General features: G+C 44.3%; 20 protein-coding genes and 1 pseudogene. 3 read left to right on the top strand and 18 right to left on the bottom strand.

The window, feature by feature from the left end:
• Window positions 1–5 precede the first annotated feature (5 nt).
• On the top strand, window positions 6–755 hold the full coding sequence (locus FTV88_RS01465; protein WP_153724066.1) for a GltB/FmdC/FwdC-like GXGXG domain-containing protein: 750 nt from the start codon (window positions 6–8) through the stop codon (window positions 753–755).
• A gap of 127 nt (window positions 756–882) precedes the next feature.
• Here the strand turns inward: FTV88_RS01465 and FTV88_RS01470 are convergent, their stop codons facing one another.
• The 4 genes from FTV88_RS01470 to FTV88_RS01485 are packed head-to-tail and all read right to left on the bottom strand — an operon-like array spanning window position 883 to window position 3,616.
• The gene (locus tag FTV88_RS01470; RefSeq protein WP_153724067.1) at window positions 883–1,434 is read right to left on the bottom strand and encodes a 2-oxoacid:acceptor oxidoreductase family protein; all 552 of its coding nucleotides are present in this window, start codon (window positions 1,432–1,434) and stop codon (window positions 883–885) included.
• Window positions 1,435–2,256 carry a 2-oxoacid:ferredoxin oxidoreductase subunit beta gene (locus tag FTV88_RS01475; RefSeq protein ID WP_153724068.1) on the bottom strand — a complete coding sequence of 274 codons (822 nt, stop codon included), beginning with the start codon at window positions 2,254–2,256 and terminating at the stop codon, window positions 1,435–1,437.
• A complete protein-coding gene (locus FTV88_RS01480) occupies window positions 2,256–3,401 on the bottom strand; it encodes a 2-oxoacid:acceptor oxidoreductase subunit alpha (protein ID WP_153724069.1) in 1,146 nt (381 codons plus the stop codon). The genes FTV88_RS01475 and FTV88_RS01480 overlap by 1 nt, the downstream gene beginning before the upstream one ends.
• On the bottom strand, window positions 3,398–3,616 hold the full coding sequence (locus FTV88_RS01485) for a 4Fe-4S binding protein (protein WP_153726453.1): 219 nt from the start codon (window positions 3,614–3,616) through the stop codon (window positions 3,398–3,400). Before FTV88_RS01485 ends, FTV88_RS01480 begins: the two co-directional genes overlap by 4 nt.
• A gap of 665 nt (window positions 3,617–4,281) precedes the next feature.
• Between FTV88_RS01485 and FTV88_RS01490 the strand changes: the two are divergent.
• A pseudogene (locus FTV88_RS01490) lies at window positions 4,282–4,626 on the top strand (cell wall hydrolase); the annotation flags it as partial.
• Window positions 4,627–4,791: 165 nt separating this feature from the next.
• Here FTV88_RS01490 and asd read toward each other — a convergent pair.
• From asd to FTV88_RS01505, 3 genes are all read right to left on the bottom strand, one after another.
• Window positions 4,792–5,622, bottom strand: coding sequence for an archaetidylserine decarboxylase (asd, locus tag FTV88_RS01495; RefSeq protein WP_207707896.1), 831 nt, complete (start codon window positions 5,620–5,622; stop codon window positions 4,792–4,794).
• A gap of 89 nt (window positions 5,623–5,711) precedes the next feature.
• Window positions 5,712–5,993: a LysM peptidoglycan-binding domain-containing protein gene (locus FTV88_RS01500; RefSeq protein ID WP_207707897.1), complete on the bottom strand. Its 282-nt coding sequence runs from the start codon at window positions 5,991–5,993 to the stop codon at window positions 5,712–5,714.
• Window positions 5,994–6,155: 162 nt separating this feature from the next.
• A complete protein-coding gene (locus FTV88_RS01505; protein ID WP_153724073.1) occupies window positions 6,156–8,000 on the bottom strand; it encodes a UbiD family decarboxylase in 1,845 nt (614 codons plus the stop codon).
• Between the two features lie 1,026 nt (window positions 8,001–9,026).
• Between FTV88_RS01505 and FTV88_RS01510 the strand changes: the two genes are divergently transcribed.
• On the top strand, window positions 9,027–16,007 hold the full coding sequence (locus tag FTV88_RS01510; RefSeq protein ID WP_153724074.1) for an IPT/TIG domain-containing protein: 6,981 nt from the start codon (window positions 9,027–9,029) through the stop codon (window positions 16,005–16,007).
• A 200-nt stretch (window positions 16,008–16,207) separates the two neighbouring features.
• Here the strand turns inward: FTV88_RS01510 and spoVAC are convergent, their stop codons facing one another.
• The 11 genes from spoVAC to xerD form a co-directional block, all read right to left on the bottom strand.
• Window positions 16,208–16,660 (bottom strand): stage V sporulation protein AC, encoded by a 453-nt coding sequence (spoVAC, locus tag FTV88_RS01515; protein WP_153724075.1) that lies wholly within the window; start codon window positions 16,658–16,660, stop codon window positions 16,208–16,210.
• Window positions 16,661–16,772: 112 nt separating this feature from the next.
• Window positions 16,773–17,561, bottom strand: coding sequence for an RNA polymerase sporulation sigma factor SigF (sigF, locus tag FTV88_RS01520; RefSeq protein WP_153724076.1), 789 nt, complete (start codon window positions 17,559–17,561; stop codon window positions 16,773–16,775).
• Window positions 17,562–17,573: 12 nt separating this feature from the next.
• The gene (spoIIAB, locus tag FTV88_RS01525; RefSeq protein ID WP_153724077.1) at window positions 17,574–18,014 is read right to left on the bottom strand and encodes an anti-sigma F factor; all 441 of its coding nucleotides are present in this window, start codon (window positions 18,012–18,014) and stop codon (window positions 17,574–17,576) included.
• Complete coding sequence (locus tag FTV88_RS01530) at window positions 18,011–18,367, bottom strand: STAS domain-containing protein (protein WP_153724078.1); 357 nt, start codon at window positions 18,365–18,367, stop codon at window positions 18,011–18,013. The genes spoIIAB and FTV88_RS01530 overlap by 4 nt, the downstream gene beginning before the upstream one ends.
• Window positions 18,368–18,556: 189 nt before the next feature.
• Window positions 18,557–19,027, bottom strand: a complete 471-nt coding sequence (locus FTV88_RS01535) for a chemotaxis protein CheX (RefSeq protein WP_153724079.1) — start codon at window positions 19,025–19,027, stop codon at window positions 18,557–18,559.
• A complete protein-coding gene (locus FTV88_RS01540) occupies window positions 19,018–19,878 on the bottom strand; it encodes a response regulator (protein WP_243137249.1) in 861 nt (286 codons plus the stop codon). The genes FTV88_RS01535 and FTV88_RS01540 overlap by 10 nt, the downstream gene beginning before the upstream one ends.
• A 406-nt stretch (window positions 19,879–20,284) precedes the next feature.
• Complete coding sequence (locus FTV88_RS01545) at window positions 20,285–21,445, bottom strand: D-alanyl-D-alanine carboxypeptidase family protein (protein ID WP_243137251.1); 1,161 nt, start codon at window positions 21,443–21,445, stop codon at window positions 20,285–20,287.
• A 118-nt stretch (window positions 21,446–21,563) separates the two neighbouring features.
• Window positions 21,564–22,067, bottom strand: a complete 504-nt coding sequence (locus FTV88_RS01550; protein ID WP_153724081.1) for a pyridoxamine 5'-phosphate oxidase family protein — start codon at window positions 22,065–22,067, stop codon at window positions 21,564–21,566.
• A gap of 26 nt (window positions 22,068–22,093) precedes the next feature.
• The gene (locus tag FTV88_RS01555; protein WP_153724082.1) at window positions 22,094–23,419 is read right to left on the bottom strand and encodes a thymidine phosphorylase; all 1,326 of its coding nucleotides are present in this window, start codon (window positions 23,417–23,419) and stop codon (window positions 22,094–22,096) included.
• On the bottom strand, window positions 23,419–24,603 hold the full coding sequence (locus FTV88_RS01560) for a phosphopentomutase (RefSeq protein WP_153724083.1): 1,185 nt from the start codon (window positions 24,601–24,603) through the stop codon (window positions 23,419–23,421). The genes FTV88_RS01555 and FTV88_RS01560 overlap by 1 nt, the downstream gene beginning before the upstream one ends.
• On the bottom strand, window positions 24,554–25,519 hold the full coding sequence (xerD, locus tag FTV88_RS01565) for a site-specific tyrosine recombinase XerD (protein WP_153724084.1): 966 nt from the start codon (window positions 25,517–25,519) through the stop codon (window positions 24,554–24,556). The genes FTV88_RS01560 and xerD overlap by 50 nt, the downstream gene beginning before the upstream one ends.
• Window positions 25,520–25,563 lie beyond the last annotated feature (44 nt).

Raw genomic sequence — 25,563 nt, forward strand, 5'->3', positions numbered from 1 at the left:
TTGCCATGAATCAAAGTAGGACCATCAATGGAAAAGGAATATACTATCGTCAACTGAACGAAGCCATTAAAGACTTTCTTAAGAACGATATTACCCATATAGAGCTTCAGAACATTAACGGTCAACGCTATATCGGAGCGGGTCTATCTCATAGCGCTTCTATCACCATTCAAGGTACGCCTGGCAATGACTTAGCCGCATACATGAATGGCCTGACCTTACAAGTCTATGGCAATGCCCAGGACGGCGTAGCGAATACCATGAATGATGGCACCATTGTGATTCATGGTGATGCTGGCGATGCTTTAGGCTATGCCATGCGCGGTGGTGAAGTATTTGTTAAAGGTTCCGTAGGCTACCGCATCGCCATTCATATGAAAGAATTCCAAGAAAAAGTGCCTGTCGTAGTCATTGGCGGCAAAGCAGGTTCTTTCTTCGGCGAATACATGGCCGGCGGGATTTTAATTCTTCTGGGCCTACGAGGGCGCGAAGAAAATCCGATTGTAGGGGACTATTGCGGTACGGGCATGCACGGTGGTGTGATGTACATTCGTGGTTCCGTTGAAGAATATAAGTTAGGCAAAGAAGTTAAATCCGTTCCTATGACCGAAGAAGATTACCATCGCCTGTCGCTCTATGTAGGCCGCTTTGCTGAGCATTTCAACGAAGACAAAGAAGCCATTTTATCAGAGCCTTTTACCAAGCTGATTCCCTTTAACAAGCGCCCTTATGGCAATCTCTATGTAGGCGCATAGCTTTCTCATTACAAAATATTCTCACAAAAGGTTACAAAAGGGGTTACTAAAAAACAAAAATAGAAAATCCCCTCCTTCTGTAATTCAGAGAGGGGATTTTTTCTAGCTATTCTAGCTACACTGTTGATTAAGCAGCATTAAGAACTTCTTCAATCGCTTTGAAACCAACAGCCAAAGCTTTTTTGTTCAATTCTTCTGTTCCTTTTGGAATACGAGCTAAGACTGCTTGCTCTAAAGCATCACGAGATACGACTTTAGTAATGCCGACAATTACAGCAAGAGCCACTATGTTGGCCACCAGTTCTCTCCCTGCTTCATGACGAGCTAGATGGCTAATCTTTACTTCGTACACTTTACCTTTTGAAGCAGAAAACTCTTTCACATAGGTGCTATCAACGATAATAATTGCATTATCTTTGACTTCATCTTTATACTTTTCTGCTGCTTCAGGGCTCATTACGAGTAAAAGATCGGCATCTTTTACTTTCATATAGTCAATCTCCTCGTTGGAGATAATTACTTCCGCTTTCGAAGAGCCACCTCGAGATTCAGGTCCATAGCTTTGAGACTGCACAGCGACTTTCCCATCTAGAATCGCTGCTTCCGCTAGGATAATACCGCCTGTGATCAAGCCTTGACCGCCTGTTCCACCAAGACGAATTTCCCAATTATCTCCCATTTATGCTCGACCTCCCTGGCACTTATCAATTACTTTCTGATAAAGCTCCGTGTATTCAGGCATTTCTTCATGATGCAGAACACCAGTAATAATCTTTTCTGCTCTCTCTTCGGCTGTCATTCTTGATGCTGCTTCTTTCGTAATGCAAACATCTTTCTGCCATTTTAACATATCCGGTGCTTTGCCCATCTTGTTCTTCCGTCCAAAATAAACAGGGCAAGTGGATAAGGCTTCAACAAAGGAGAAACCTTTATTTTGTAAGCCTTTGTAGATTAAGTTCGTCAGCTGGCCTGTGTTATAACTATTTCCTCGGGCAACATAACTAGCGCCTGACGCTGTAACGAGGTTACAGATATCAAAGGGCCGCTCCACATTGCCGTAAGGGGACGTAGTTGCTTTGGCTCCATGAGGGCTCATGGGAGAGTACTGACCACCGGTCATACCATAAATGTTGTTGTTAAACAAAACTACAGTTAGATCGAGATTACGACGAGCACCATGGATAAGATGATTTCCACCAATGGAAGTTCCATCACCATCGCCTGTAACGACGATTACATTCAGTTCTGGATTGGCGACCTTTACACCCGTTGCAAACGCAATGGCTCGACCATGGACTGTGTGGAGTGTGTTAAAGTTCAGATAACCTGGCGCCCGTGACGAACAACCAATGCCTGAAACGATAACTGTTTTATCTTGATCCAGTCCAGCTTTATCAATGGCTTCCACCAAAGACTTGACAATGATGCCGTTGGCACAACCAGGACACCAGATATGGGGCAGCCTCTCGGTGCGAAAATATTTTTCTAGTTGTGGTAACATTAGAGCACCTCCCCAATCTTATCAAGCATTTGCCAGGGCGTTACAATATCACCATTGCTATTTCCAATCCCATGGACTTCAGCTTTTCCGGCGACAGCCGCTTGAACGACTTCTTTGATCTGACCTCTGTTCATTTCAGGCACAATAAGTGCTTTGGCTTTTTCTGCTACCTTGATGACTGCCTCTTCAGGGAAAGGCCAAACTGTGATTAAGCGCAACATACCAACTTTTTGGCCTTGCTCACGAGCCAATTTCATCGCTTTTTGAGCAGAGCGTGCAACAGCACCGTAGGCAACAATGACGACATCGGCGTCTTCTGTATTCACTTCTTCAACCATGATGATTTTTTCGAGGCCTCTTTCGATTTTCTGGTGAAGTCTTTCTACGAGGGCACCCATTACATCGGCATTGTTGCTAGGAAAGCCAGTCTCATCATGGAGCAGTCCCGTCACATGGTAACGGTAACCGTCACCGAAAGAAGCCATCGGTGGTACCAGTGTGCTATCAACAGGCTGATAAGGGAGATAATCTTGCGTTCCAGGCTCTGGCTTTGTGCGATCAACCACTTCTAAATCACCTGGTTCAGGTATAACAACACGCTCTCTCATATGTCCGATGACTTCATCCATCATGAGAAGAACTGGTGTTCTGTATGCTTCTGCTAGGTTAAAGGCTTTGACTGTGAGGTTAAAGCACTCTTGTACGGAAGAAGGACATAGTGCAATTACGGGATGATCTCCATGAGTGCCCCAACGAGCTTGCATCATATCACCTTGAGCAGGGGCTGTAGGACCACCTGTGGAAGGGCCAAGACGTTGTACATTCACAACTACACAGGGCGTCTCAGCTACCATACCGTAGCCTAAGTTTTCTTGCTTTAATGAAAAGCCAGGACCGGACGTAGCTGTCATCGTCTTCGCACCAGTTAGCGACGCGCCGATAACAGCTGCCATACTGGCAATCTCGTCTTCCATCTGAATAAATTTACCGCCTACTTGGGGCAATCGCTCTGATAGAACTTCGGCAATTTCTGTAGAAGGTGTAATTGGATAACCAGCATAAAAGTTAATACCAGCGTAAATAGCGCCTTCTGCACAGGCTTGGTTCCCTTGCATGAGCTTTGCATTTATATTTGTTACTGTCATGATTTCGATACCCCCATCACAGATATGGCATAATCGGGACAGTGATTTTCACAGATTCTACAACGAGTACACTTCTCGGGTGCTGTGACAACACACTTGCCCAAATCATTGCCGGAAAGTACCTTGGTCGGACAGAGTGAATAACAGATTCCACAACCTTTGCACCAGGCGAGCTTCACATATACTGGTTCAGACTGTTCTGTTACTGCGTTCATGGACACTCATAACCACCTCATTCGTTATGCTTCTGACAAATCGTAATGGCTCTAGCACTGTTCAATAGTAGTGTTGCTGCAGCAGCGAATTTTTTTCAATAATTCGACAATTCGTGGTACGATTCCCCTGCAAAAAGTCCCTTTAAGCCCCTTTAACCTACTACAGTTCATTGATATGAAAAAGTCACTAGCGCTACTTTTTGTGATTATGGTACCTAATAGAGGTTTTTTTGGATTTTCGCAGCAGAATCATGCTGTTTTTTTAGAAGCTTCTGTGTTCTATTGTCAACATCATTGTAGGCGTAGTGGAAGTGCTATGTCAACGGATGGTTATTGTTATTATTAGGATAAACTCGTTTTACCTATAGTATTTTTAGAAAGGCTTTTTTGAATGGCTCTACCTTTTTTCGCTCATACTAGGTCTAGCATGGAACAAATCTTTGTCCTACAACAAGACAAAAGGTTCTAGCGAAAGGGGGTGCTTCATGTTTAACAATCGAAGCAAAGCAAAGCTGGGCATTGCTCTGATTATTATAACCATGCTTATCTTTCCTTGGCCCGTGGGAGGACCCGAGCTCCCTATGAACTTTGAACAATTCATGGCACGCTATGGTGCCGAAGTAGCAGAAGCGCAGGCACTGGGTTGGGGTTATCCTCGCGATTATGATGTTTGGATGATGGCCCGTGCCATCACAGGTGAAGCTCGCGGGGAACCTTATACGGGACAAGTGGCTGTTGGAGGCGTTATACTGAATCGACTACGCCATCCTTCTTTCCCCAATACAATATCTGGTGTAATCTTTCAGCCTCGTGCTTTTACAGCTGTTGATGACGGACAGATCTGGCTTAACATTAATCCTACATCTTTGAATGCAGCCCGTGATGCTCTTGCTGGCTGGGATCCTAGCAATGGAGCTCTCTACTATTTTAATCCCGATACTGCTACCAGTGCTTGGATCTGGAGTAGACCGCAGATTAAGCGCATTGGAAAGCATCTCTTTTGTAAGTAATCCCCCTTCCCTGCCTTGCCTTCTATGGAGGCAGGGTTTTTTGTATTATTAAATTAAAAAGACCTTCTCGAAGAAGGCCTTTTGTAACGTAACAAGTTATTTTTCAATATGATTATTTACATTGAAAGGATTTGACCCATTTTTGTTTTTTGCAGAAACTTGTTTTTATGACCTAATTTTTGCAATTTTTTCTCCCATTCTGACGGAAGTCCCTGAACATAGGCTTTGTAACCATTCAACCCGATGAGGCTCAAATAGTAAGATTACGGTCGATCCAAACTGAAAGTAACCTAGTTCATCACCTTTTTGTAAAGTTGGGCTTTCTGTCATTTCTACTGCTTGAGCTTTCGCACCTTGGTTGGACGTAATGGGGGCATAGCCAACCTTGATGCCACCAACAATAACAGCGCCTACTTTGATGACAGCCATTGCACCAATGGCTGTGTTCATATAGGTGATCAGCCGTTCATTTCTAGCAAAAAGACCGGGGACATTTTGCACACCTTTTTGGTTAACGGGATAGAGCTTTCCCGGCCAGTAGGCATAGCCTTGAACTTCTCCAGTATAGGGACAGTGAATTCGATGGTAATCACGGGGACTTAGATAAATCGTAACAAAATGGCCTCCCATAAATTGACGAACCTTTTGAGGATCGCCTAACAATTGCTCTAAGGAGTAATCGATGCCTTTGGCCTGAATAAGCTTTCCTTCTTTGATTCTACCGATTTGAGAAATAACGCCATCAACAGGACTGACAATCATCGTCTCATCATCACAGACAGGTCGCAATCCCGGTTTTAGCTTTCTTGCAAAAAAATCAGCCAAAGAATTATAGTCTTGCCAAGGTTTTTCCGCTTCTTCTAAATCGACATTAAATCGGCGAATAAACAAAGGTATAAAAGAGCGGCTCCATGAAGCAGAAGCCCAGTGGCCAGCCTGCCGGGAAAGCCATTTATTCGGTAGTATATTGAATAAAGTCAGCCATAGGTGACGCAACCCTTTCCCTCCCGACAATCTTTCATCGGACACTAGCATACCTAAGTAAAGGGTGCTCTGTCAAATAGAGTGTGAATAAAATATCAAAATTATTTACAACAATCTTTTTTTGATGACAGCGTTGGTGCTAAAGGTGTCGATGTAAGGGGCTGTGGTGCTGGTGGTGGTGCCTCAGCTGGCTGTGGCCTTGGCGGTTGATGCTGTGGAGGAACAGCGGCAGGACGGCGCGAGGGAATTTGAAGGCGTTGGCCTACATAGAGTAGATCTGGATTTTTTAACTGGTTCTGCTCTATGATTTGGTATGCAGTGATACCATAACGAGCTGCGATTTTCCCGAGACTGTCGCCTTGTTGAACCATATAGATAAGCAAAGTGAAACCTCCCTTCCTGTTCTGTTCCATCTTATTCCATGGAAGGAAGGAAGGTCCCTAGAGATCCTTTTATCGAATTTTTCACCAAGCAGAAAAGAACCTCAACCTTCGCAGTATGGTACCTGCAACGGTTGAGGTTCTTTGTTGCCTGATTTGAATTGCCTATTTCAAGCCAGCCAAACTTGCACCCTTTTCAAAAAATCGTTCTACTTTTTTCTCTACAGCCGAATCGGGTACTAAAGGCGGTGCATGATGTGGTTTGGTGCGTACATCAAGAATGACATTGTCACAGCCCCAGTGTTTGTATTTATAGAAGCTATTGACGCCATAAATATCATGAGAAGGATTGCTACGCGTAAAGGTCACCCAGAGGAAATTTGAGATAGAGTCGCTGATATAGTTGCTATCATCACACACTACGATCATGGGGCAAGAAGAGAGGGAACCTTTCTTTTGAATCGCTGTTGTTAGTTCTTTGATTTCTATATCAGCCTTTTCATAGGTTGTGAAGGCAGGTCCTTCTAAAGCAACCACACCGGGCATGACCCAGCGTGGATTGGAAAAGTCACTTTTTTCTTTTACTTTTTCTAACTCCCTAAGCTCTTTAGGCACTTCTTTACATAAGTCACGCTTCTTATCGCCGTACGCTGCAAAGATAACCTTGCTACCTCTGTTTAGACCTGTACCTGTGTAGTCTAAAGTATCAATGGTCGTATTCGTTTGAAAGTGAATGTCTCTCTGCAGATCTATTCTCTCTAATATATAAGTTAAAAAATCAACTTCCTTATGGGTATCTAAAGGTATCTGGTCTTCTGCCGTTATAAATAAATACTTGGCCAAGCTCAGTTGACCTGTCCCTAAAATCCGGTTGGCAATGGTGAGAAGCTCTGCTGGTTCCTTTACTTCTTGATAAGGCGTATAGCGCTCACTGCCAATGGCAAAAAGCAAAGGATGGACGCCAGCGGCGTCAACAGCATGAACTTCTTTGACACCTGGAATTTCTTGCTGGATGGCATCGCCTGTTAGTTCATGAATCAAAGCACCGAATGAAGTATCTTCCTGCGGTGGACGACCGACAACAGTAAAAGGCCAGATAGCATTATTTTTCGCATAGACTTTGTGGACTCTCATGAGTGGAAAAGGATGGGTAAGACTGTAGTAGCCTAAATGATCGCCAAAAGGCCCTTCAGGCTTTGTTTCCCCTGGGTGAATTTCACCAGTTATTACAAAATCAGCATCATGACTAATACAATAGCCATCGACATAGCTATAGCGAAAACGACGACCGGCTAGCATGCCAGCAAAGGTCATTTCACTTAAGCCTTCCGGCAAAGGCATGACGGCCGACAAGGTATGAGCCGGAGGGCCACCAATAAATATGCTGACTTTCAAGGGCTCTCCTTTTCTTCTTGCTTTTTCTTGATGAACACCAATCCCGCGATGAATCTGATAATGCATGCCGATTTCTTGATTCAGTTTATAGTCATTGCCATCGAGTTGCACTCGGTACATACCCAAATTGGCGTTCATAATGCCTGGTTTCTCAGGATCTTCACTGTAGACTTGCGGTAACGTAATAAAAGCGCCTCCGTCCTTGGGCCAATGGTGGATCAACGGTAGATCCGAAATGGAAATTTCTTGGAAGGAAGCAGGCAAAGCCGACTTTTTTAAGGGCAACGCTTTAGAAGCGGCCAAACCTGTACGAATCTGTGCAAAAGGGTTTTTCAGCGCTTTGAAAGGATCATTGCGCAGAGCAATGACGCTTTGTGTTGTTTCCCATGTTTTTCGGAAAATATATTTACTTCTCTCTACTGTACCAAAAAGATTGGAAAGGGCCCGGTATTTGGAACCTTTAACCTTTTCAAATAACAAAGCTGGTCCGCCCGCTTCGTAGACTTTCAGGTGAATGGCGGCCATTTCAAGATAGGGATCTACTTCTTCACGAATACGAATTAAGTGACCTTCTTTTTCTAGATCTATGATGGTTTCTTCTAAATTTCGATACATTGATTTAGCTCCTAGTTTTCTCCATAATATTTTTTATCTTTTCTCTATTCTTCGTCATCATTCTTTTAATACCCTTCTTAACCAATCATGCCCGCTCGGGCACAACCATTTGATGAAAATAGTTGCCAAGCAAAAACGTCCCTGTGACACACAGGCTTACTTACGATAGAGTAACCTCGTAGAGGGGCCAGGTCATCACGCTTTCCTCCGCTCTGGACTGGTCCCACGCTGTTACCGCCAGCAAGCTGGCGACAGCTGAGGTCCCAAGTCCCGCTCCGGAAAGCGTGATGCCCTGGCCCAGAGGGTTTTTGCTGATTGTTACTCCCGTTGGCATTGCTTTGCGTAACTTTCTTCTATACGCAACTACCTATTGTATTTGCAATGCAATGGGCCAAAACTCAGTCACAACCAAGAAGATGTATCTGGGTCAGGCGTTATGACTTCCTGGAGAGAGGACTTCAGACCTCAGCCATCGGCAGCTTGCTGCCGCTCATGGCGTGGGATGAGTCCGTTCGGAAGGAAGTCATAACGCCTGACCCCACCACAGGGTAGCTATTTTCGTACCAAACGAAAGGCCCCAGCAAATATTCTTTCCAAAAAATACTACATGAAAAATCTAAAGAGAAGACACTCTTTTATCGATAACAACTATAGCAGATCTTTAGTCCCTCTATAGCATTTTCTCATCATTCTCTTGCGTAAAAAAACACAAACATGAAGCCCTATCACAAAAACCATAGTCTCCCCCAAGAAAGCAAAAAGGGTCTTGCTGTGACGATCTAACAGCATTATATACTCAAAAAAGCGACAAGTAAGGCTATAGACCAAACATCCGAGGAGGTTGATCAAAGTCCTATAAAGACATCGTAAAAATCTTGATCCCATCACATGGTTCCAAGGCTGACAAAAATTTCATAAGTAACGGATGAAGATGAGCTTCGTCTTCACTGAAAGACCCTTTTTCTCCTTCTTAAGAAAAAGGGTCTTTCTTTCCCCCAAGATCGATCACAAAAAAGAGGTGCCAATATGAGCAAAATCACTCAAACCAAAAGACTAACAACAATCCTACTCATTTTCTTTTTTTCAGCAAGCCTCTTTCCCATTTCTGCCTTTTCTCAAGACATTACGATAAAAGCCATCTTTTATAAGGCTCAGCCTAGAGGAAATCCTATAACGGTTGATTTTGTTGGTACCAACCTAGGGGATATCAACCTGAATGAGATGCGTTTAGTCAGGGGGACTCACAGCTACCCTCTCTATAATACAAGCAGAGAAAATATAGGAGGCAATGAATTCAAAATCCGAGGCACCGTCGGGATCGACACAGCCATCGGTGAAAATGAAAAACTAGACCTCGTCTTAGGGCAAACTATAACCATCCCCCAGATTTTTCACTACCGATATACCAACGTCCCTAATACCTACTTTTCTCCCTCTTATGCCAGACCCAATGAACGCCAAAGAATCGATATTACAGCAGACGCTTTTATAAGAAATTCGGGGCAAGATCCTATCAGAAACGTGATTATTACAGCAAAAGATCAGGAACTACATCAGTACAGCCTCTCGCAAGAAATATCCCATGCAGATATTGACAGCGCTTTGCAAAACAACCCCAATCAAGCCTATTACTGGCGAGATGGCAACGGAATCTATAAAATCTCTCTCTTAAGCCCCGCCTTGCCCCAGAGCTCCGACAACATTATGAACATTCATCTCAAAAGAACGATGACCTTTCAAAGTACAGAAATCGAAGAAGTAATAACAATACCGGGTGACTTTTACATATACAACCCCGAAGGGCAAGTGCCTCAAATTACTGAAATAACTGCAAAGCCCTTATCTGATCTAGCCATAGGCAACCAGATTTCCGTCCAAACAGGCGCACAAATCGAAGTTATTGTAAGTGGAGAAGACTTATATAACAACCAAGACAACTGGGATACTATAAAACTTCTGATCAAAGGAAGACCTTTCGGTCCAATTAAGAAACCTGATGACAAAGGTAAGATTCACTTTGCCATTCCCGCCAACTCCAACTTAGCTACAAGCTATGAAGTTGTCGATGCGACCCTACTTCGTGATGACGGTGCTCTGACAGATCCTTTTCCCATTACCCTTTGGGCCGACCCCTATCACCGCTATCGCAACACCTTAGAGATCATACCAGACTCTACAGCAGGCCTCGTCGAAGACGTACAGGACGAAACCCCCTTTTATTGGCTAGAATCAGGAAAAAGGCAAAGATTCAAAATCGAGGCTAAAGACATTCCCGGCTTTACCGGAGCCAACCAGGTCTTCCGCGATCTGGTCCAAAACTGGGATACAGTGAAAGACCAAGTACAAATCACCATCGGTACAACCAAGCTCACCATTCTGGACGTACAAAATTCTCACATACAAGTAGAAACACCAGGATACTTGCCCATTACCAATGAACTAGAGACAATCATCATAAGCTCACCCTGGGGTAGAAGCCCTGTAGATCGAAAAGTCAAAGTTTTCAGCGCTTACAATGAACCCGAAATTATTGATGTAAGCCCACGCACAGTTTCACGAAAGGTCAATCAATTTGCTTTAGAAGTAAAAGCAAGAAACATAGGACCTAACAGCACCCTGCGTCTCGAAAGAACCATAAACAATACCTTGGAAGTCTTAGAACCATCTGTCCTAGCCTTCCAAGCAGGCGATGAAAGTGGAGAAACCATTCTAAGAGCAACTTTCACAACCGATCAAGGAAACTTTCAAAAAGCGCCTAGCGACTGGAATGTGGTCGTGATTACAGGCGCAGGTGAGGTTTCCATCCAAAAAGTCGAGAAATTCAAAGTGGAAAAAAGCACAAATAGCAAAGGGATAGACCAATTCAACGTTATTGGCGGTTTCCGCTTTGTAAGTGCCCCTCATTTTCCAGCCTTACACCAACCAGGTCAACCGATTTCCATCGGCGTAGACTACCTGAATAAACTAAAAAGTACTGTCATCACACCCTACAAGGTACCCGACAAAGCCCTCAATCAATACGGTGGTCACATTATCACCCTTACAGGTGCATCTAACTTTTTCCAATTCTGGCATGAAGAAAATCAGACTCCAAAACTGTATCATCCCCAAGTATTAATTCACTGGGAGCAAGCAGGCGAAGATATCTGGGTTCCTTCTACAGAAGTCTTTCTAGAGCACCCGAATGATCCACTACAAGAAGAATCACTGGTAAACCAGAAAATTCATTTTCGTTTGCCCGATCTTACAACTGCACAAGCAAGCTTCCCTCAAGATGGCTGGGTGAACATAGCGATTGAGAACCTGGACAATCAAAGAGTCATCATTCCCAAGGCCCTCAAGATCGAAAGCACTTTAGGCAGGATCGAGTTGCCTGATTTTCAAATCACGCCAACAGCAATGCCAGACCTACGGGGGCGCATGGCCAGCATTACCCAGGGCAGAAACCTCAACCAAGTTACCAACCTATTTATGGGGTTTTACCCCGCTGAGCAACTCTTTATCAATCAGCATGACGACACAATGCTTCAATTTACAACAACTCAGCAAACCTATCGAGACGATGAATATAACAGCAACGGACAACGGTATCCTCGAACCAAGCCACTCACCTTGATCTTTGCCGATGGAAGAGCCTACTACGACAATACAAAAGCAAACCTAACCTTTGTCGAACAAAGGCTTACTCAACCCACCATAGAAAAAATACTCCCCGCTTACAGTTCCTACAACTCTGACCATAAACCAACCATCTTCATTCAGGGTGAAAACTTTCTCTCCCCAGAAGTAAGGCAAGGTGAAAGAGGAACAGGCACCCGTACTTTGCAAGAAATATGGCTAAACAACAAGCAAGTCTGGCCACCGAACGGGGAAAACAACCTAACAAGCGAAGAAAAACCACAAGTTTACCGACTTACCAAAGAGGGAATCACAAAAGACTACATCGCCTTCACAATGCCGAATATCAACTTTGACATGCCTGATCGAGAGATCGAACGTCAATTGCGAACAGACATGACTCTTTTTCTCATCTTCAACGATGAAACAGCGTACCAAGAAAAAGCCGTCTCCCTATTCAGAAGCGACGAACGCCTTCAACTGGAAAAAATCGTCCCCCTTACGGGACCAGAAGGTTTCTCCATGCCTCTATCCATAGAAGGCAAAGGATTTCGTGCAGAAGGGCAACTCCCAGAAGTTTACATCGGAGGCTTGCCCGCCACGAACATTACAGTGTCAGAAAACGGAACCATACTTTCTTTCAAAACACCTCCCTTACCAAGAGGAGAATACAAGATCACCGTCGCCAACCCAATAACCAAAGATGTCCTCACCTACAAAGAACCTTATAAAGTAAAAGCAGGGCAAGACACCGGTGACCCACAGATCACCGGCGTACTCATTGACGGAAAAGCAAGCACAGAAGCGCAACTTCGCTCCACCGGTGGACAACGAATCCGCATTGAAGGTGCTCAATTCGTCGTCAACGAAAACCCTCGCCAACTGCCTGAATTGTACTTACAAAACATCCTGATCGATGAGACCTATCTCATTACACCATCGGCCGACGCCATCTTCGAGCACGGCGTCATCGAATTTTACGCACCGCCCTTAGATGTATCTAGAATCGACAGAACGACAGAAGCAACCTTATTGCTCATTCGTAAAGCTGATGCCCGCAGCGTCTCACACCAGCTAAAGCTGATGACTTCATCACCCGTCATCACCTCTGTAGCCCCACCGGGTATCAAAGTCGCAGAACCAGGTCGAACAGAAGCTATCTACATCTACGGATCAGACCTCTATGAAGGCATGACAGCAAGCTTTTATGACAGCACCAACAACCTCATTGTGCAGGTTCCTCAAGAACGAGTGATTGCTGAAACCTTTAACAGCGATACCCGGCCGAGCCAAGCTGTCTTTAGGGTCGAATTTACCCATGAAGACCTCGAAAAATTTCAACAAGCTTACAGCCCCAACCCAAACCGCAATTATATAGACTTGCGCATTAAAAATAGCGACGGCAAAACAACAGAACGTCAAAAAGCCTTCATCCTGTTCCAAGAAGGTGCTGTCCCTGAAATTCTGGAGATTACAACAGATCAACCGAATCAATATGCCGAGCCCAATCGTGCTTCCTCCGCAGGAGGTGCCTTAACGAAGATACGTGTCGGCAACGTCATACCAGAATACTACGAAGACAAGAGCTACTGGCCCATCTTCTACTTCGGCGGCATCCCTGCAGAGACCCTAGGCTATGAGAAAGATAACAACAACTTGGGCGAAGCCATCTGGCAGGTCAAAGTACCTACCTATCCCTGGCCCGATCAAGCCATTGGGGAGCAAGCTTGGCAAGTCGATATCAAAGTTGTCAATACTTTCTACCTGACCCACAGTGAAAAAGAAAAAGCCTTTACCTACACCCACTCGTACGAAACCATTCGGCTCGAGAAGATTACACCCAATCAGTATCAGTACCAACAAGGAAAAATCATGGAAGCTACCATTACAGCAAGACCACGGCGCCCTGGAGAAACAAATATTACAGCAGGTTTTTTGAAAATAGGCGATCAGTATCCTGAAGTCTACTTTGGCAGTCAAAAAGCACAGATCGTCGACAAGAACCCCAGCCAACCTTGGCCTAGAACGGAACTAACGGTGATTGTGCCACAAGGAAAAGTAGGCACTGTAGACCTTCGTGTTTCTAATCCTAGTGGTTCAGAAGGAATTTTACCGCAAGCCTTTACATACCTACAATCAAAGCCAACCATAGAAACCATCGTACCCTGTGGTATCGATGTCGAACAAGAAAACCATATCTATCTGCAAGGCAAAGACTTTCAACCTGGGCTGATCATTCGTTTTGGAGAAGAAAGTTTTGAAGAAGTTCTACCAGGCAACAGTGCTTATGACGTAACAGAAGATCCCTTTCTAGTCGAAGTAGGCGCCATCGAAAGAATTGCCTTCGATCCAATCACTGGAAAAGAAATCATCAAAGTCAGAGTCCCCTCCTTACAAGACCTTTTTGCAGAAAGAGACCACTTGAGCGATAGCAAAAACATCACAGTAAGACTTATCAACGTCGATGGAGCCAAAGCAGAAGCCCCCAGAAAAGTAAAGCTTTATGCCGGAAAAGAAGGGCCTCAGATCATCGAAGTCACCCCGAACAATGCTTTCTCCACGGGAGGAGAAAGGGTCTATATCAAAGTTACCAATTTGGAAATTGACTATCGTGATAAACGCAATTGGCCTTCTTTTGCCTTTGGTGGTATCCCCGTGAACCCCAATCGGACCAATCCAACATTGATTAATTACCCTTTTGATACAACCGTCGATGACAGCCAAGAACCGATTCAGTTGCTGCAAGCGGGTGCATCAAAAGACGATGAATGGATCTGGGCTGTGCGCGTACCAGCCTATCCGATCTCTTCACAACGGCAAGAGCAAACCGTAGACCTTCACATTATTAATGGTGACTGCATAAGTAGTTCTCTCGAGCAATCCTTCACCTACTTGCGCAGTACAGGGCAGATAGACCTAACCACAGTAACGCCTCGCCGTTCGCCCGTAGAAGGTGGCATCGAAGTTCTCATCGGAGCTAGATTCACCTTGCAAGGTGATGCAACCCATCCAGTCTCACCCGGCTTCGTCGTAACAGAAGGCCAAGTACCGCGCGTCTTCTTTGGCTCTGAAGAAGCTTCCGTTATCAATGTAAGTCGCACGGAGCTCAGGGTTATCGCACCGCCTCATCGAATGGCCAACGTCGATATAAAAGTTATCAATCCCGATGGTAGAACCTACGGCTTGCTACGCAATGCCTTTACTTATGCCGACATACCGATTATTGAGTCTATCACTCCAGCTAGCGGTCCACAGGAAGGCGCCATCGTCGTCAAATTGAAAGGCCGTGGTTTCGCCCCCAACGCCAAAGTTACCTTCGGCAATGCCCAGGCAGAAGTCAAAGAACTTAGTGCCACTGAGATTTCTGTGATCCTCCCACGAGGTCCTGTCATTCCCAATGATGACATCAAAATATCTGTCGACGTTACCGTAACCAACCAAGATGGTGAATTCTACCGAGTAGAAAAAGGATTCACCTATTATAAAGACGGCGGTCTCCCCGAAGACCCTCCAGAGATCCTCGCCCGAGTCATCGACCGTAACACCATAAGCATTACTTGGTCACCTGTTAACATGGCCCAAGCTTATGAAGTAGAAATCTCCGAAGGGAACCACCATAACTACCGCCTCTATGAAGTCGTCCCCGCAGCGAAAGTGCAAAATGGGCAGTTCTACAGCCTCGTCCGCGCACTCGAATCACAGACCCGTTACGCCTTCCGCGTTCGTGCCATCTCCTCTGCCGGCACAGGTCCATACTCCGAAGTCGTCTTCGCCACTACCAACAATACCCGCGGCTGGGAGGGCTTTGGCCAAGCAGAAACAGAAGTTCTTGTCACTGCAGAAGGTGCTACACTCATGTTTCGTCAAGGTAGACCCGATGGGTACTACGATCTCCGACAGGGCCTTCTCGGTGCCGCCCAGAACAAAGCCGTTTCCTTTAGCCCCCAATCCCAAAGCTATAACACTTCCGTTCTCTTAGACAATGACAACTGGAAAATAATTGTTCCAACTCAATCTTTACGCTTTAACGCTGCCCACATGACCCATAGCTACAGCACCATTCAAGTTAACCAAGCCTCTGAAAGAGAAGCAGAACGACTCCTTATCTCCAACGGCCAACGTCGTCCCCTAACACCTATATACGAAGTAAAGCTCACCTACGAAAATAACAACCAACAAAGATTCGCCCCTGCGATTTACCCCCAACCCTTCACCTTAAGCCTCCGATACAACAACCTATTCAATAACCCCAGCAACTTGAGTCGCCCTCACCTCTACTGGTACAACCACAATACCAGACAGTGGATCCGATTAGAAAGCTCGATGGATAGCACCGCTATCTCAGCGACCATCAATCGCCCCGGCTACTACGCCCTTTTCACTGATTAAAAGACACCCCCTGCCCGTCCGGTCACAACCAGCAACATGTACCTGGGTCAGGGCTTATTCCTTCCTGGAGAGAGGACTTCAGACCTCAGCCATCGGCAGCTACGCTGCCGCTCATGGCGTGGGATGAGTCCGTTCGGAAGGAATGAATAAGGACTGACCCCACCACAAGGCAACTAATTTCGCACTAACCAACCAAATGGTCACTGAAAGATATAATAAAGCAAGCCAATAAGGACAGACATAGTAAATCCATAGACAAGAACAGGTCCAGCAATGGAGAACATTTTCGCTCCAACGCCGAAAACGTATCCCTCGCGCTTATACTCCATGGCCGGCGCTACAATCGCATTGGCGAATCCTGTAATAGGAACGATTGACCCCGCTCCGGCATGTTTGCCGATTTTATCATAAAGACCAAGACCTGTTAAAAAGGCGCCAAGAAAAATCAAAGTGGCTGCAGTAGCGGCTATGGAATCTTTCTCCGCAAAACCCAAGCTTATATAGCTATTGTAAATAAGCTGACCGAGTGCAGAGATCAGTCCACCGACAATAAAAGCCCAAAAAGCATTTTTGAAAACAGTAGGCTTTGGTTTAACCTTTTGTACTTTTTCTTCATATTCTTGTGCCGATAAGTTCTCGAACTTGTAGGGCAAAGATTCCACCCCCCTATGCTATTATGGAGTTGCATAGACGCCTTTTATACGAAAACCGCCAAAAGGGATAGAGCAACGTAAGCTCTACTCTTTTGGCGGTTTTTATACCTTATTATTCTCCGGAAGTTTTCGCATGGTAAAACATTGTCTTAATTTTCTTCAAGGCCGATCGCTCAATCCGTGAAATCTGCACTTGCGAAAGTCCCACTTGTTCAGCCACTTCTGTCTGCGTCTTATCTTGAAAAAAACGCATATGTAAAATCTCTTGCTCTCGCGGTGCCAAGCGACTCATGGCGTCTCTTAAGGCCAGATGCTCAAACCATGTCTCTTGATCGCTTTCTTCTGTCGAAAGCTGATCGAGTAAATAAATGGGATCACCATCATCCTGATAAAAAGTCTCGTGAATGGATGTGGGCGATTGAACGGCTTCTAAAGCTTCCACAACTGCTTCTGGTTCAATTTCCAAAGCGTTGGCAACTTCTTGTATGGTCGGTTCTCTTCCAAGTTTTCCTGTTAATTCATGCTGGCAGCGATGAATCCGTTGTGCCGTCTCTTTATAAGAACGACTTACCTTCACAGGACTATCATCGCGCAAAAAGCGGCGTATCTCTCCAATAATCATAGGAACGGCATAGGTACTAAAGCGGACGTTATAGGTCAAATCAAACTTATCAATCGCTTTAATTAAGCCAATAACACCAATCTGAAATAGATCTTCTAGTTCATAGCCGCGGTTTTGAAAGCGCTGCACCAAATTAAAAACAAGTCGGAGATTGCACTGAATCAACCGCTCCCGCGCGTCACTATCACCACCCTGGGCTAGTTGAAGCAATCGAGTGGTCTCTTGCTCTCCGAGCAAAGGAAAGCGAGGCAAGTTCATCTCTGTCAATCGATAATTCATAGAAGCCTCACATCACTGAACAGCCCGCTGCAATTGCGGGACATATTTGTAGAGGCGAACAACAGTACCTTGACCCACTTCCGACTTTACGTCGATCTGATCCATAAATGATTGCATAAAGACAAAGCCGAGACCCATTCGATCCGGCGAAGTCGAATAAGAAGGCTCCATGGCTTTGGCAATATCTTGAATGCCCTGCCCCTGATCAGCGACTATAATCTCAAGACCTTCGCCATCTAAAGTGACAGCAAAATCAATCAAGCCATCGGTTTTATTATGATAACCATGCATTATGGCATTAGAAACAGCTTCCGACACAGCGACTTTCACATCATCTAAGTTCGTCAAAGTGAATTCTAGGTTCGACATCATTGTCGCTACAACAACACGAGCCAAAGCAACATTTTCAGGAAGACTCGCAAACTGCATCTTCACCTGATTCACATTCCTCACAACACACCATCCCCCTCTAAAGCACGCAAAGCCAACTTTTCTTTTCGATAATGCTTCATTAGACCATATAATCCAGACATATCCAACAAACGATCCACCACTTCATTCGCGCCTGTCAAGGTAATCTTTCCACCGACATTGACAACATACTTATATCGACCTAAAAGCATTCCCAGCCCAGAGCTGTCAATAAAATCGACTTTGCTTAAGTTAAAAAGCAAGTTCTTCGCTCGTTCTTTTTCCATCTCACGTTCAATCGCTTCTTTAATACTGTTGCTGACAGACATATCAATCTCGCCTTCATAGCGGACAATGAGGGTCTGTCCCACTTTTTCTAATTGTAAATTCATCATTCACCATCCCCAAGCTCAAAAACATTTTTCGCAGAGTTCTAACAAGTAGGACTTCTAGAGCTACTTGTTCTACAAAAGATTGGTAATTCCTTCCTTCCTTAAATAAAAAAGTGCCCTGAAATGCTAAAAATTTGCAAATCGGACACTTTTGCTAGGTATGAACAGATTCTTATTGCTAGAAGTTTATCATTACTGGCTTACCAAACCGACATAGATATCCATGTCAATATCATCTACAACAAAAGTGGCTTTCATCGCTTTCGGTACAGATAACATAACTTGACCTTTTTCACCAGCAATTATGTTCGGCGGTGATATATCGAGCCCCACAATCCCTTCATTGCTGTAAAGTGTGCAAGAAGTAGCACAAACCATATTTCCCAGTTCAGAAAGAGCACTTACAGCCATATCATCTAACTCTGAAACAGGCATACCCATCATCATTTTAGATGCTATATGTTTGGCTGAAGTAAGGTCCATACCAATGAGTATGGAGCCTTTTAAGGGTCCAACTACACTAACATTAATAAAAATCCCCCTATTGTCCAAGTGCTTATCGACCAAAACTGCTGTATCTTTCTCCTCAATATGAGAAAAGCCCAATTGTGGCATGATTTGATTAAAAGCATTAATTACAGGATTTATCATATTCATGTCCATAAAGCCGACCCCTTTTTAAAACCGATAAATAAATTAATACGTCCATGGGGTGTTTCCGCACCGATACATTGTAAATGTAGACTTGGGCTGATAACTTTCGTAGGAGCACCATAAAAAACGTTCGGTGGTGATACCCGTAACTGAAAAGCCTTTTCCTTTTTATTAAGCATGGAACAGGCAACACCAGCTATAATGTTGGCAAACTCAGCACCTAAAGCCATGACTTCATCACGATTCTTAGGTTCCCGTCGGAGCAGTACTTTTGCCATTTTCTCAGCCGTAGATTCAGATAAATCCAAAATCATCGTTCCTGAATAATGTCCAATTATTCCAATAACAACACTAATTCCTTGCGAAGGAAAAAAGTGCTGCTGAGGCTCTTCATCCAATAATGAGGCCGAAACCTTCGTCATACGGGTAATGTTCTGACTCAATGATTCTTTGAATGTAGGAATGCTCATTGTGATCAAACTTTCAAACAATCTATCAGGGGCCATAACATTGTCGATAACTCTTTTTAGCTCTTCTGCCTCAACAGGCTTTTGGAGGTAACCAGAAACGCCAATTTGCTTGGCTTTTTCTATAGTCTCATCGTCCTTCATCGAACTAACCAAGATAATTCTTGCTTGTGGATCATGGGCTAGAAGCGCTTTACTGCATTCAAATCCATCGGCGCCAGGCATGGCAATATCCATCGTCACAACATCAGGCTTGACTGTAGAGTACCTATCGATAAGCCCTTCTATTGACTCTGCTTCTCCCACAACTTCATAACCAATCTCTTCAAGATAGTCCGCAATAATGGTACGAGAAAGCATTGAGTCATCCACAATCATGATTTTTGTTTTCACGTAAAAAAGCCCCTCCTGATCAAAAAATTTATCTTTTTGAAAAAGAACATCTCTAATTTTGTTTCATTTATACGAATGTCGTTAGCCAAATATTCACAACACTTGGCTGTATTTCCCTTGTAATCAGTATAAGTTATCGTTATTTTACCGTCAAGGCATTTTCTTCTTTATCTAACCAGCCATATGTAATGAGGCCTGAAAAGTCTAATTCCCATAGAAGGACGCAAGACCGCTTGCCCTACGCAGCATAACAATCTGCCACATAAGGCAAGGGCTGCCTCGCAGGAAATTAAGCTCTACAGGCCTACTGTAATGTTGCTCTCTGCCGAAGTATACATTGCGGACTCCACAAATCGATAGCTACACTTACTAAGAGAACGTAACAAGTTAAGCAACATCCAAGCAGTTATTGAAATCCATACATACCCCGAAAAATCTTAAATAACTGATGATCAAAAGTCCCTCGCATTACGGCTTCTTGGGCAATCAAGTCAATGCGCTTCTTTTCTTGCGAATCTTGCAAAATAATTAATTCACCAAGCTTCTGACCCGCTTCTACCGGTGCATCAACGTAAGGAAGTACTTCCATCGATGAAGTAATCCCTTTATCCTTGCCTTTTTCTACAACAATGCCTGGCTTTTCTTTCGGAATTAAGGCAACTTGATCGACTGTTCCTTTACCGACAGGAACTTGCCCTAAAGCTTGATCCGGTTGTGCGACTAGCTTAAAGCCATAGCGGGCAAAACCGTAGTTGTATACTTTCATCGTCTCTTTGAAGTGACCGCGCATTTCTGGTACACCGAAGACAGAAGCAATCAAGCGAAGATTGTCTCGCTCTACTGTTGAAACAAGACAGTATTTGGCTTCATTGGTCCAACCTGTTTTGAATCCGTCTGTACCTGGATACCACCAGAGTAGCTTGTTATGGTTATCAAGCTGCATTGGCTTGTCGCTTTCTTCGCGAATTTTATAATGTCGTATAGAAACCATTTCCCGTAGCTTGGGATACTTTAAAGCCTCTCGAGCAACCAAAGCCATATCATAAGCGGAAGTATAGTGGTTTTCTGCAGGCAATCCATGAGGATTTACAAAGTTGGTATTTTTCATCCCCAACTCTTGCGCTTTTTTGTTCATTTCTTCTACATAGGCTTCATAAGAGCCACTGATATGCTCGGCTACAGCAACACAAGCATCATTGGCCGATTGCACAGCAATAGAAATGAGCATTGTTTCTAAAGGCATTTCTTCGCCAGGTTCTAAGTAAATCTGAGAACCGCCCATTTCAAAGGCTCTTTGGCTCGTTGTGACCCTGTCGTCCATGCTAACGCGACCCTGGTTGATCGCATCGAAGGCTACTAACAAGGTCATCAACTTTGTTGTACTGGCTGGTGCTACCTTTTTGTGAGGATTCTTCTCAAAAAGAACAGCACCGGATGTGGGATCCATGAGTACAACACTGTCAGCTGAAGTTTCTAGCGGTACCGTTGCGAAAGCAGCAGCAGGTGAACCTAAAAGGAGCAAGGTACTTAATAAAATACCCCAAACTGATTTTTTCCAACGCTTCAAAGCAGATTCCCCCTCGAATATACTCGCCTTTATCACGTAGCAATTTGAGATCATTATGTCCTTAAGGGGAGACTGTCATTCGAAGAGGCTGCTGAAAAAAATCAACCTTTAAAGGGCCTTAAAGAGGTTTATAAAGGATTCTCTTCCCAAACTTTTCTTCATTATGAACAATATAGATGACATCGGGCCTAAACTTGTATACTTTATTTTTCTCTACTTCTTGTAACAAAGATGGCTGCTGCAAAAATTTCTCAAAAAAAGAAAACCGTCTTCCAAAAGCAAGCAATAAAGCACTTCTCTTATGAAAGGCTTTGACTTCCTCCACTGAGCCACTCATCTGTAACCCTCGAATGGCCTCATAGGCTTCCGGTTCATTATAGATGGACACAGACGCTTTCATCGATGCTTCTAGTTGCAAAAGCTCTACATGACGGCTCTTTGGAGAAGAAAAAAAGTAAAAGCATTGATCTTGATAGAGATAGTAAACAGGCGCACTCCAGGGCGCACCTTCTTGATCAACGACAGCGACAGTCATGGCTCGATGTTCATTACAAAGGGCATGAAAAAGTTCTTGTAACTTCCTTTTATTATTTTGTGTCATGGTATCTTGATAACGATTCATAGGCTTATCTACCTTTTCTACCTTATCTAGAGCATAACTTCACCCAATAGGAGTGCTGTAGGAGCAGGCACAGGTTCTTCAACGATCTCGTACGCTTTGGCAATCTCCTGAAGCGCTTCTTTTCGATGTTGTCCATCATTATAATGGATTTCGGCCAAAGGCTCTCCCGCTTCCACTTTATGACCTTGTCTCTTATATATAATTACACCCGCTGCTAGATCAATGGCATCTCCTTTTAAGATTCTGCCAGCTCCGAGTAAGGAAGCAGCTTTTCCAATCGGAAGCGCTTGCAACGATTTTACATAACCACTTTGTGCAGATACGATCACTTCTTTGTTTTGCGCTTTCGGCAAATATCGATCGGGATCTTCAACAACAGCGCCAACACCACCTTGGGCCTCAATCCATTGACGAAAAGATTGTAAAGCGCAGCCTGTGCATAAAGTTTCCAGGGCTTTCTCTTTTCCTTCTTCAATAGAGGCACTTTGACCTGCCAGATAAGATATTCGCGCCGCCAGTTCAACGGTCAGAAGTAGAGCATCGTCTGTGACTTGCTCAACACTCTTTGGTTGTAGCAATTCAATGGCTTCTCGCACTTCCAGAGCATTACCAATCATATTGCCCAAGGGCTGATCCATCGATGTAAGTACAGCAGCTGTACGGCGACCCAATTGATTGCCTATTTGAACCATTGCTTTCGCCAATTTTCTTCCCTCGGCTAGACTTTTCATAAAAGCACCATTGCCAACTTTTACATCAAGCATAATCACATCAGCGCCGGCCGCTATCTTTTTACTCATAATACTAGAAGCAATCAAAGGAATGGACTCCACAGTAGCCGTTACATCGCGAAGTTCATACAATTTTCCATCGGCAGGTACCATTTCTTTGGTCTGACCGATCAAAGCAAGATTCCATCGCCGAACTTGTTGAATAAATTCTTCTCTACCTAGATCAACGCGAAAGCCAGGTATACTTTCTAACTTATCAATCGTACCTCCCGTATGTCCTAAGCCACGTCCTGACATTTTCGCCACTTTTAGTCCCATTGCGGCAAGCAGGGGTACTAATAGAAGTGTCGTTAGATCTCCAACACCACCGGTGCTGTGCTTGTCTACTTTCAGACCTTCAATAGGAGATAAGTCAAGCTGTTCACCGGACTGAATCATCACCTTCGTTAAGGCAGCTTGCTCTTTCGCTGTCATTCCTTGGAAAAATACAGCCATAGCCCAGGCTGCTACTTGATAATCTTCAATCTCATTTTTTACATAGCCAGCAATGAGATGGTGGAGTTCTTCTTCTGTAAGCTCCTGCCCTTCTCTTTTCTTCCATATCAGATCGTTGGTTCTCATTATCTCACCTTCCAAACAATCATGGGCTCACCGACTTCATGAGAAGGTAAACCAAGCCAAGTGAGCACCGTTTCTCCTACATCGGCAAATGTTTTTCTTATGCCTACAGACTGTCCCTCTACGGTCGGACCATAAAGCAATACAGGTACATATTCTCTAGAATGATCTGTTGAGACAGTGGTAGGATCGCAGCCATGATCGGCTGTAAGAATCAAAAGATCGTCATCTCGCAAGGCTTTTAAGAGATCTGGTAATTGCTGATCAAATTCTTGTAAAGCTTGGGCATACCCTTTCGGATCATTTCGATGCCCATAAAGCATATCAAAATCAACAAGGTTGGTCATAATAAGACCTTGCTTTACTTTCTTCATCATTTCAATTGTTTTTTCCATGCCTTCTCGGTTCGACGTAGAAGATTCGTAGGCTGTAATACCTTGTCCTGCATAGATATCTTTGATTTTTCCAATGGCTACCACGTCCATGGATGCTCTTTTCACTGTATCAAAAATCAAAGGCCGCGGTGGCAACAAAGAGTAATCTTTGCGATGAACGGTCCTTTGGAAAGATCCGGAAGTTCCTACAAAAGGTCGAGCAATGACTCTGCCTACAGCATGCTCACCTCGTAACATTTCCCGAGCGATTTCACAGTATCGATAGAGATCCGCAAGCGATATGACCTCTTCATGGGCTGCAATTTGAAAAACCGAATCGGCAGAAGTATAAACAATGGGAAAGCCTGTTTCTACATGCTCTTGACCAAGCCTTGCTATAATCTCCGTTCCCGAAGCCACTACATTGCCAAGTATCTTACGACCAATTGCTTTTTCATAGGCTTTAATGAGTGTAGACGGAAAGCCCTGTGGGTACGTGGGAAAAGGCCTATCGAGGATCACGCCTCCTAGCTCCCAGTGACCGGTTGTCGTATCTTTGCCGGGCGCTTTTTCAGCCATTTTACCATAGGCTGCCAAGGGCTTGTCTACGGCAGGAACTCCTTCAATAGGGCCAATATTGCCAAGGCCCAGTTGCCCTAAGGTAGGGAGATTCAAACCGCCAACAGCACTGGCAACATTGCCAAGGGTGTTAGTACCTTCATCACCATAAAGATGAGCATCAGGCATAGCGCCGATACCAACGCTATCTAGGACTATTATGATGGCTCTTTTGTTCGAATTCGGCAGAATCATTGTTGTTCGTCTCCTTTTCTGGTTCTTTCAATAAAGCCCGTGGATGACTGCGATCATAAACTTCTCGAATCCGTCCCGTTGTTAGATGCGTGTAGATTTGGGTCGTGCTAATGTCAGCATGTCCCAACATCTCTTGCACCGAACGTATATCAGCGCCATTGGCTAACAGATGGGTGGCAAAAGAGTGCCGTAACGTGTGCGGAGATATCTCCTTGGTAATACCAGCCTTTAAAGCATAGCTTTTTAGAATTTTCCAGAAACCTTGACGACTCATTGCTTTTCCTTTTTGATTCACAAAAAGGTGATTCTCCCGACTATGACCGACCCAGCGACTTCTCGCTTTTGTTACGTATGCTTCAATCGCTTCAATCGCTTGACTTCCTAGAGGAACAATGCGTTCTTTCCCACCTTTGCCCATCACTTTCATAAAAGCCTGTTGAAGCTGAACTTGATCCAACTTTAGTGAAAGAAGCTCGCTCACACGTATACCTGAAGCATACAGCGTTTCTAGCATGGCTTTATCGCGAAGACCTACGATGGTCCGCGGAGGGCTTTCTAAAAGCGCTGCTACTTCCTCTACATTCAGTATGTCCGGCAACAACCGAGATTGGCGAGGCCCATCAAGGAGCGCCGTCGGATCTTTTTCCAATTGTGTCTCTTGCAACATAAAAGTAAAAAAAGTCTTCATCGCAGCAAGACGCCTCGCTCGCGTTGACGATGCCAGTCCTCTCTGATGAATATCATATAAATAGTCTTTCAAAGCACTACGGTCGACCAATGTCCAGGATTGTATTTCTCGATTTTCTAAAAAAGAAACAAGGTCTGTTAAATCTCTTCGATAGGCTGCAACAGTATGATCAGATAAGCCTCTTTCTACAACTAGATGCGTAAGAAACATGGAAATTTCTTTCTGCAAACTATCATCCCCTTTAGGGTCCAAGAGCCCTAGATTGAATCCCT

Origin of the sequence: Heliorestis convoluta, assembly GCF_009649955.1 — a bacterium.
Lineage (GTDB): Bacteria > Bacillota > Desulfitobacteriia > Heliobacteriales > Heliobacteriaceae > Heliorestis > Heliorestis convoluta.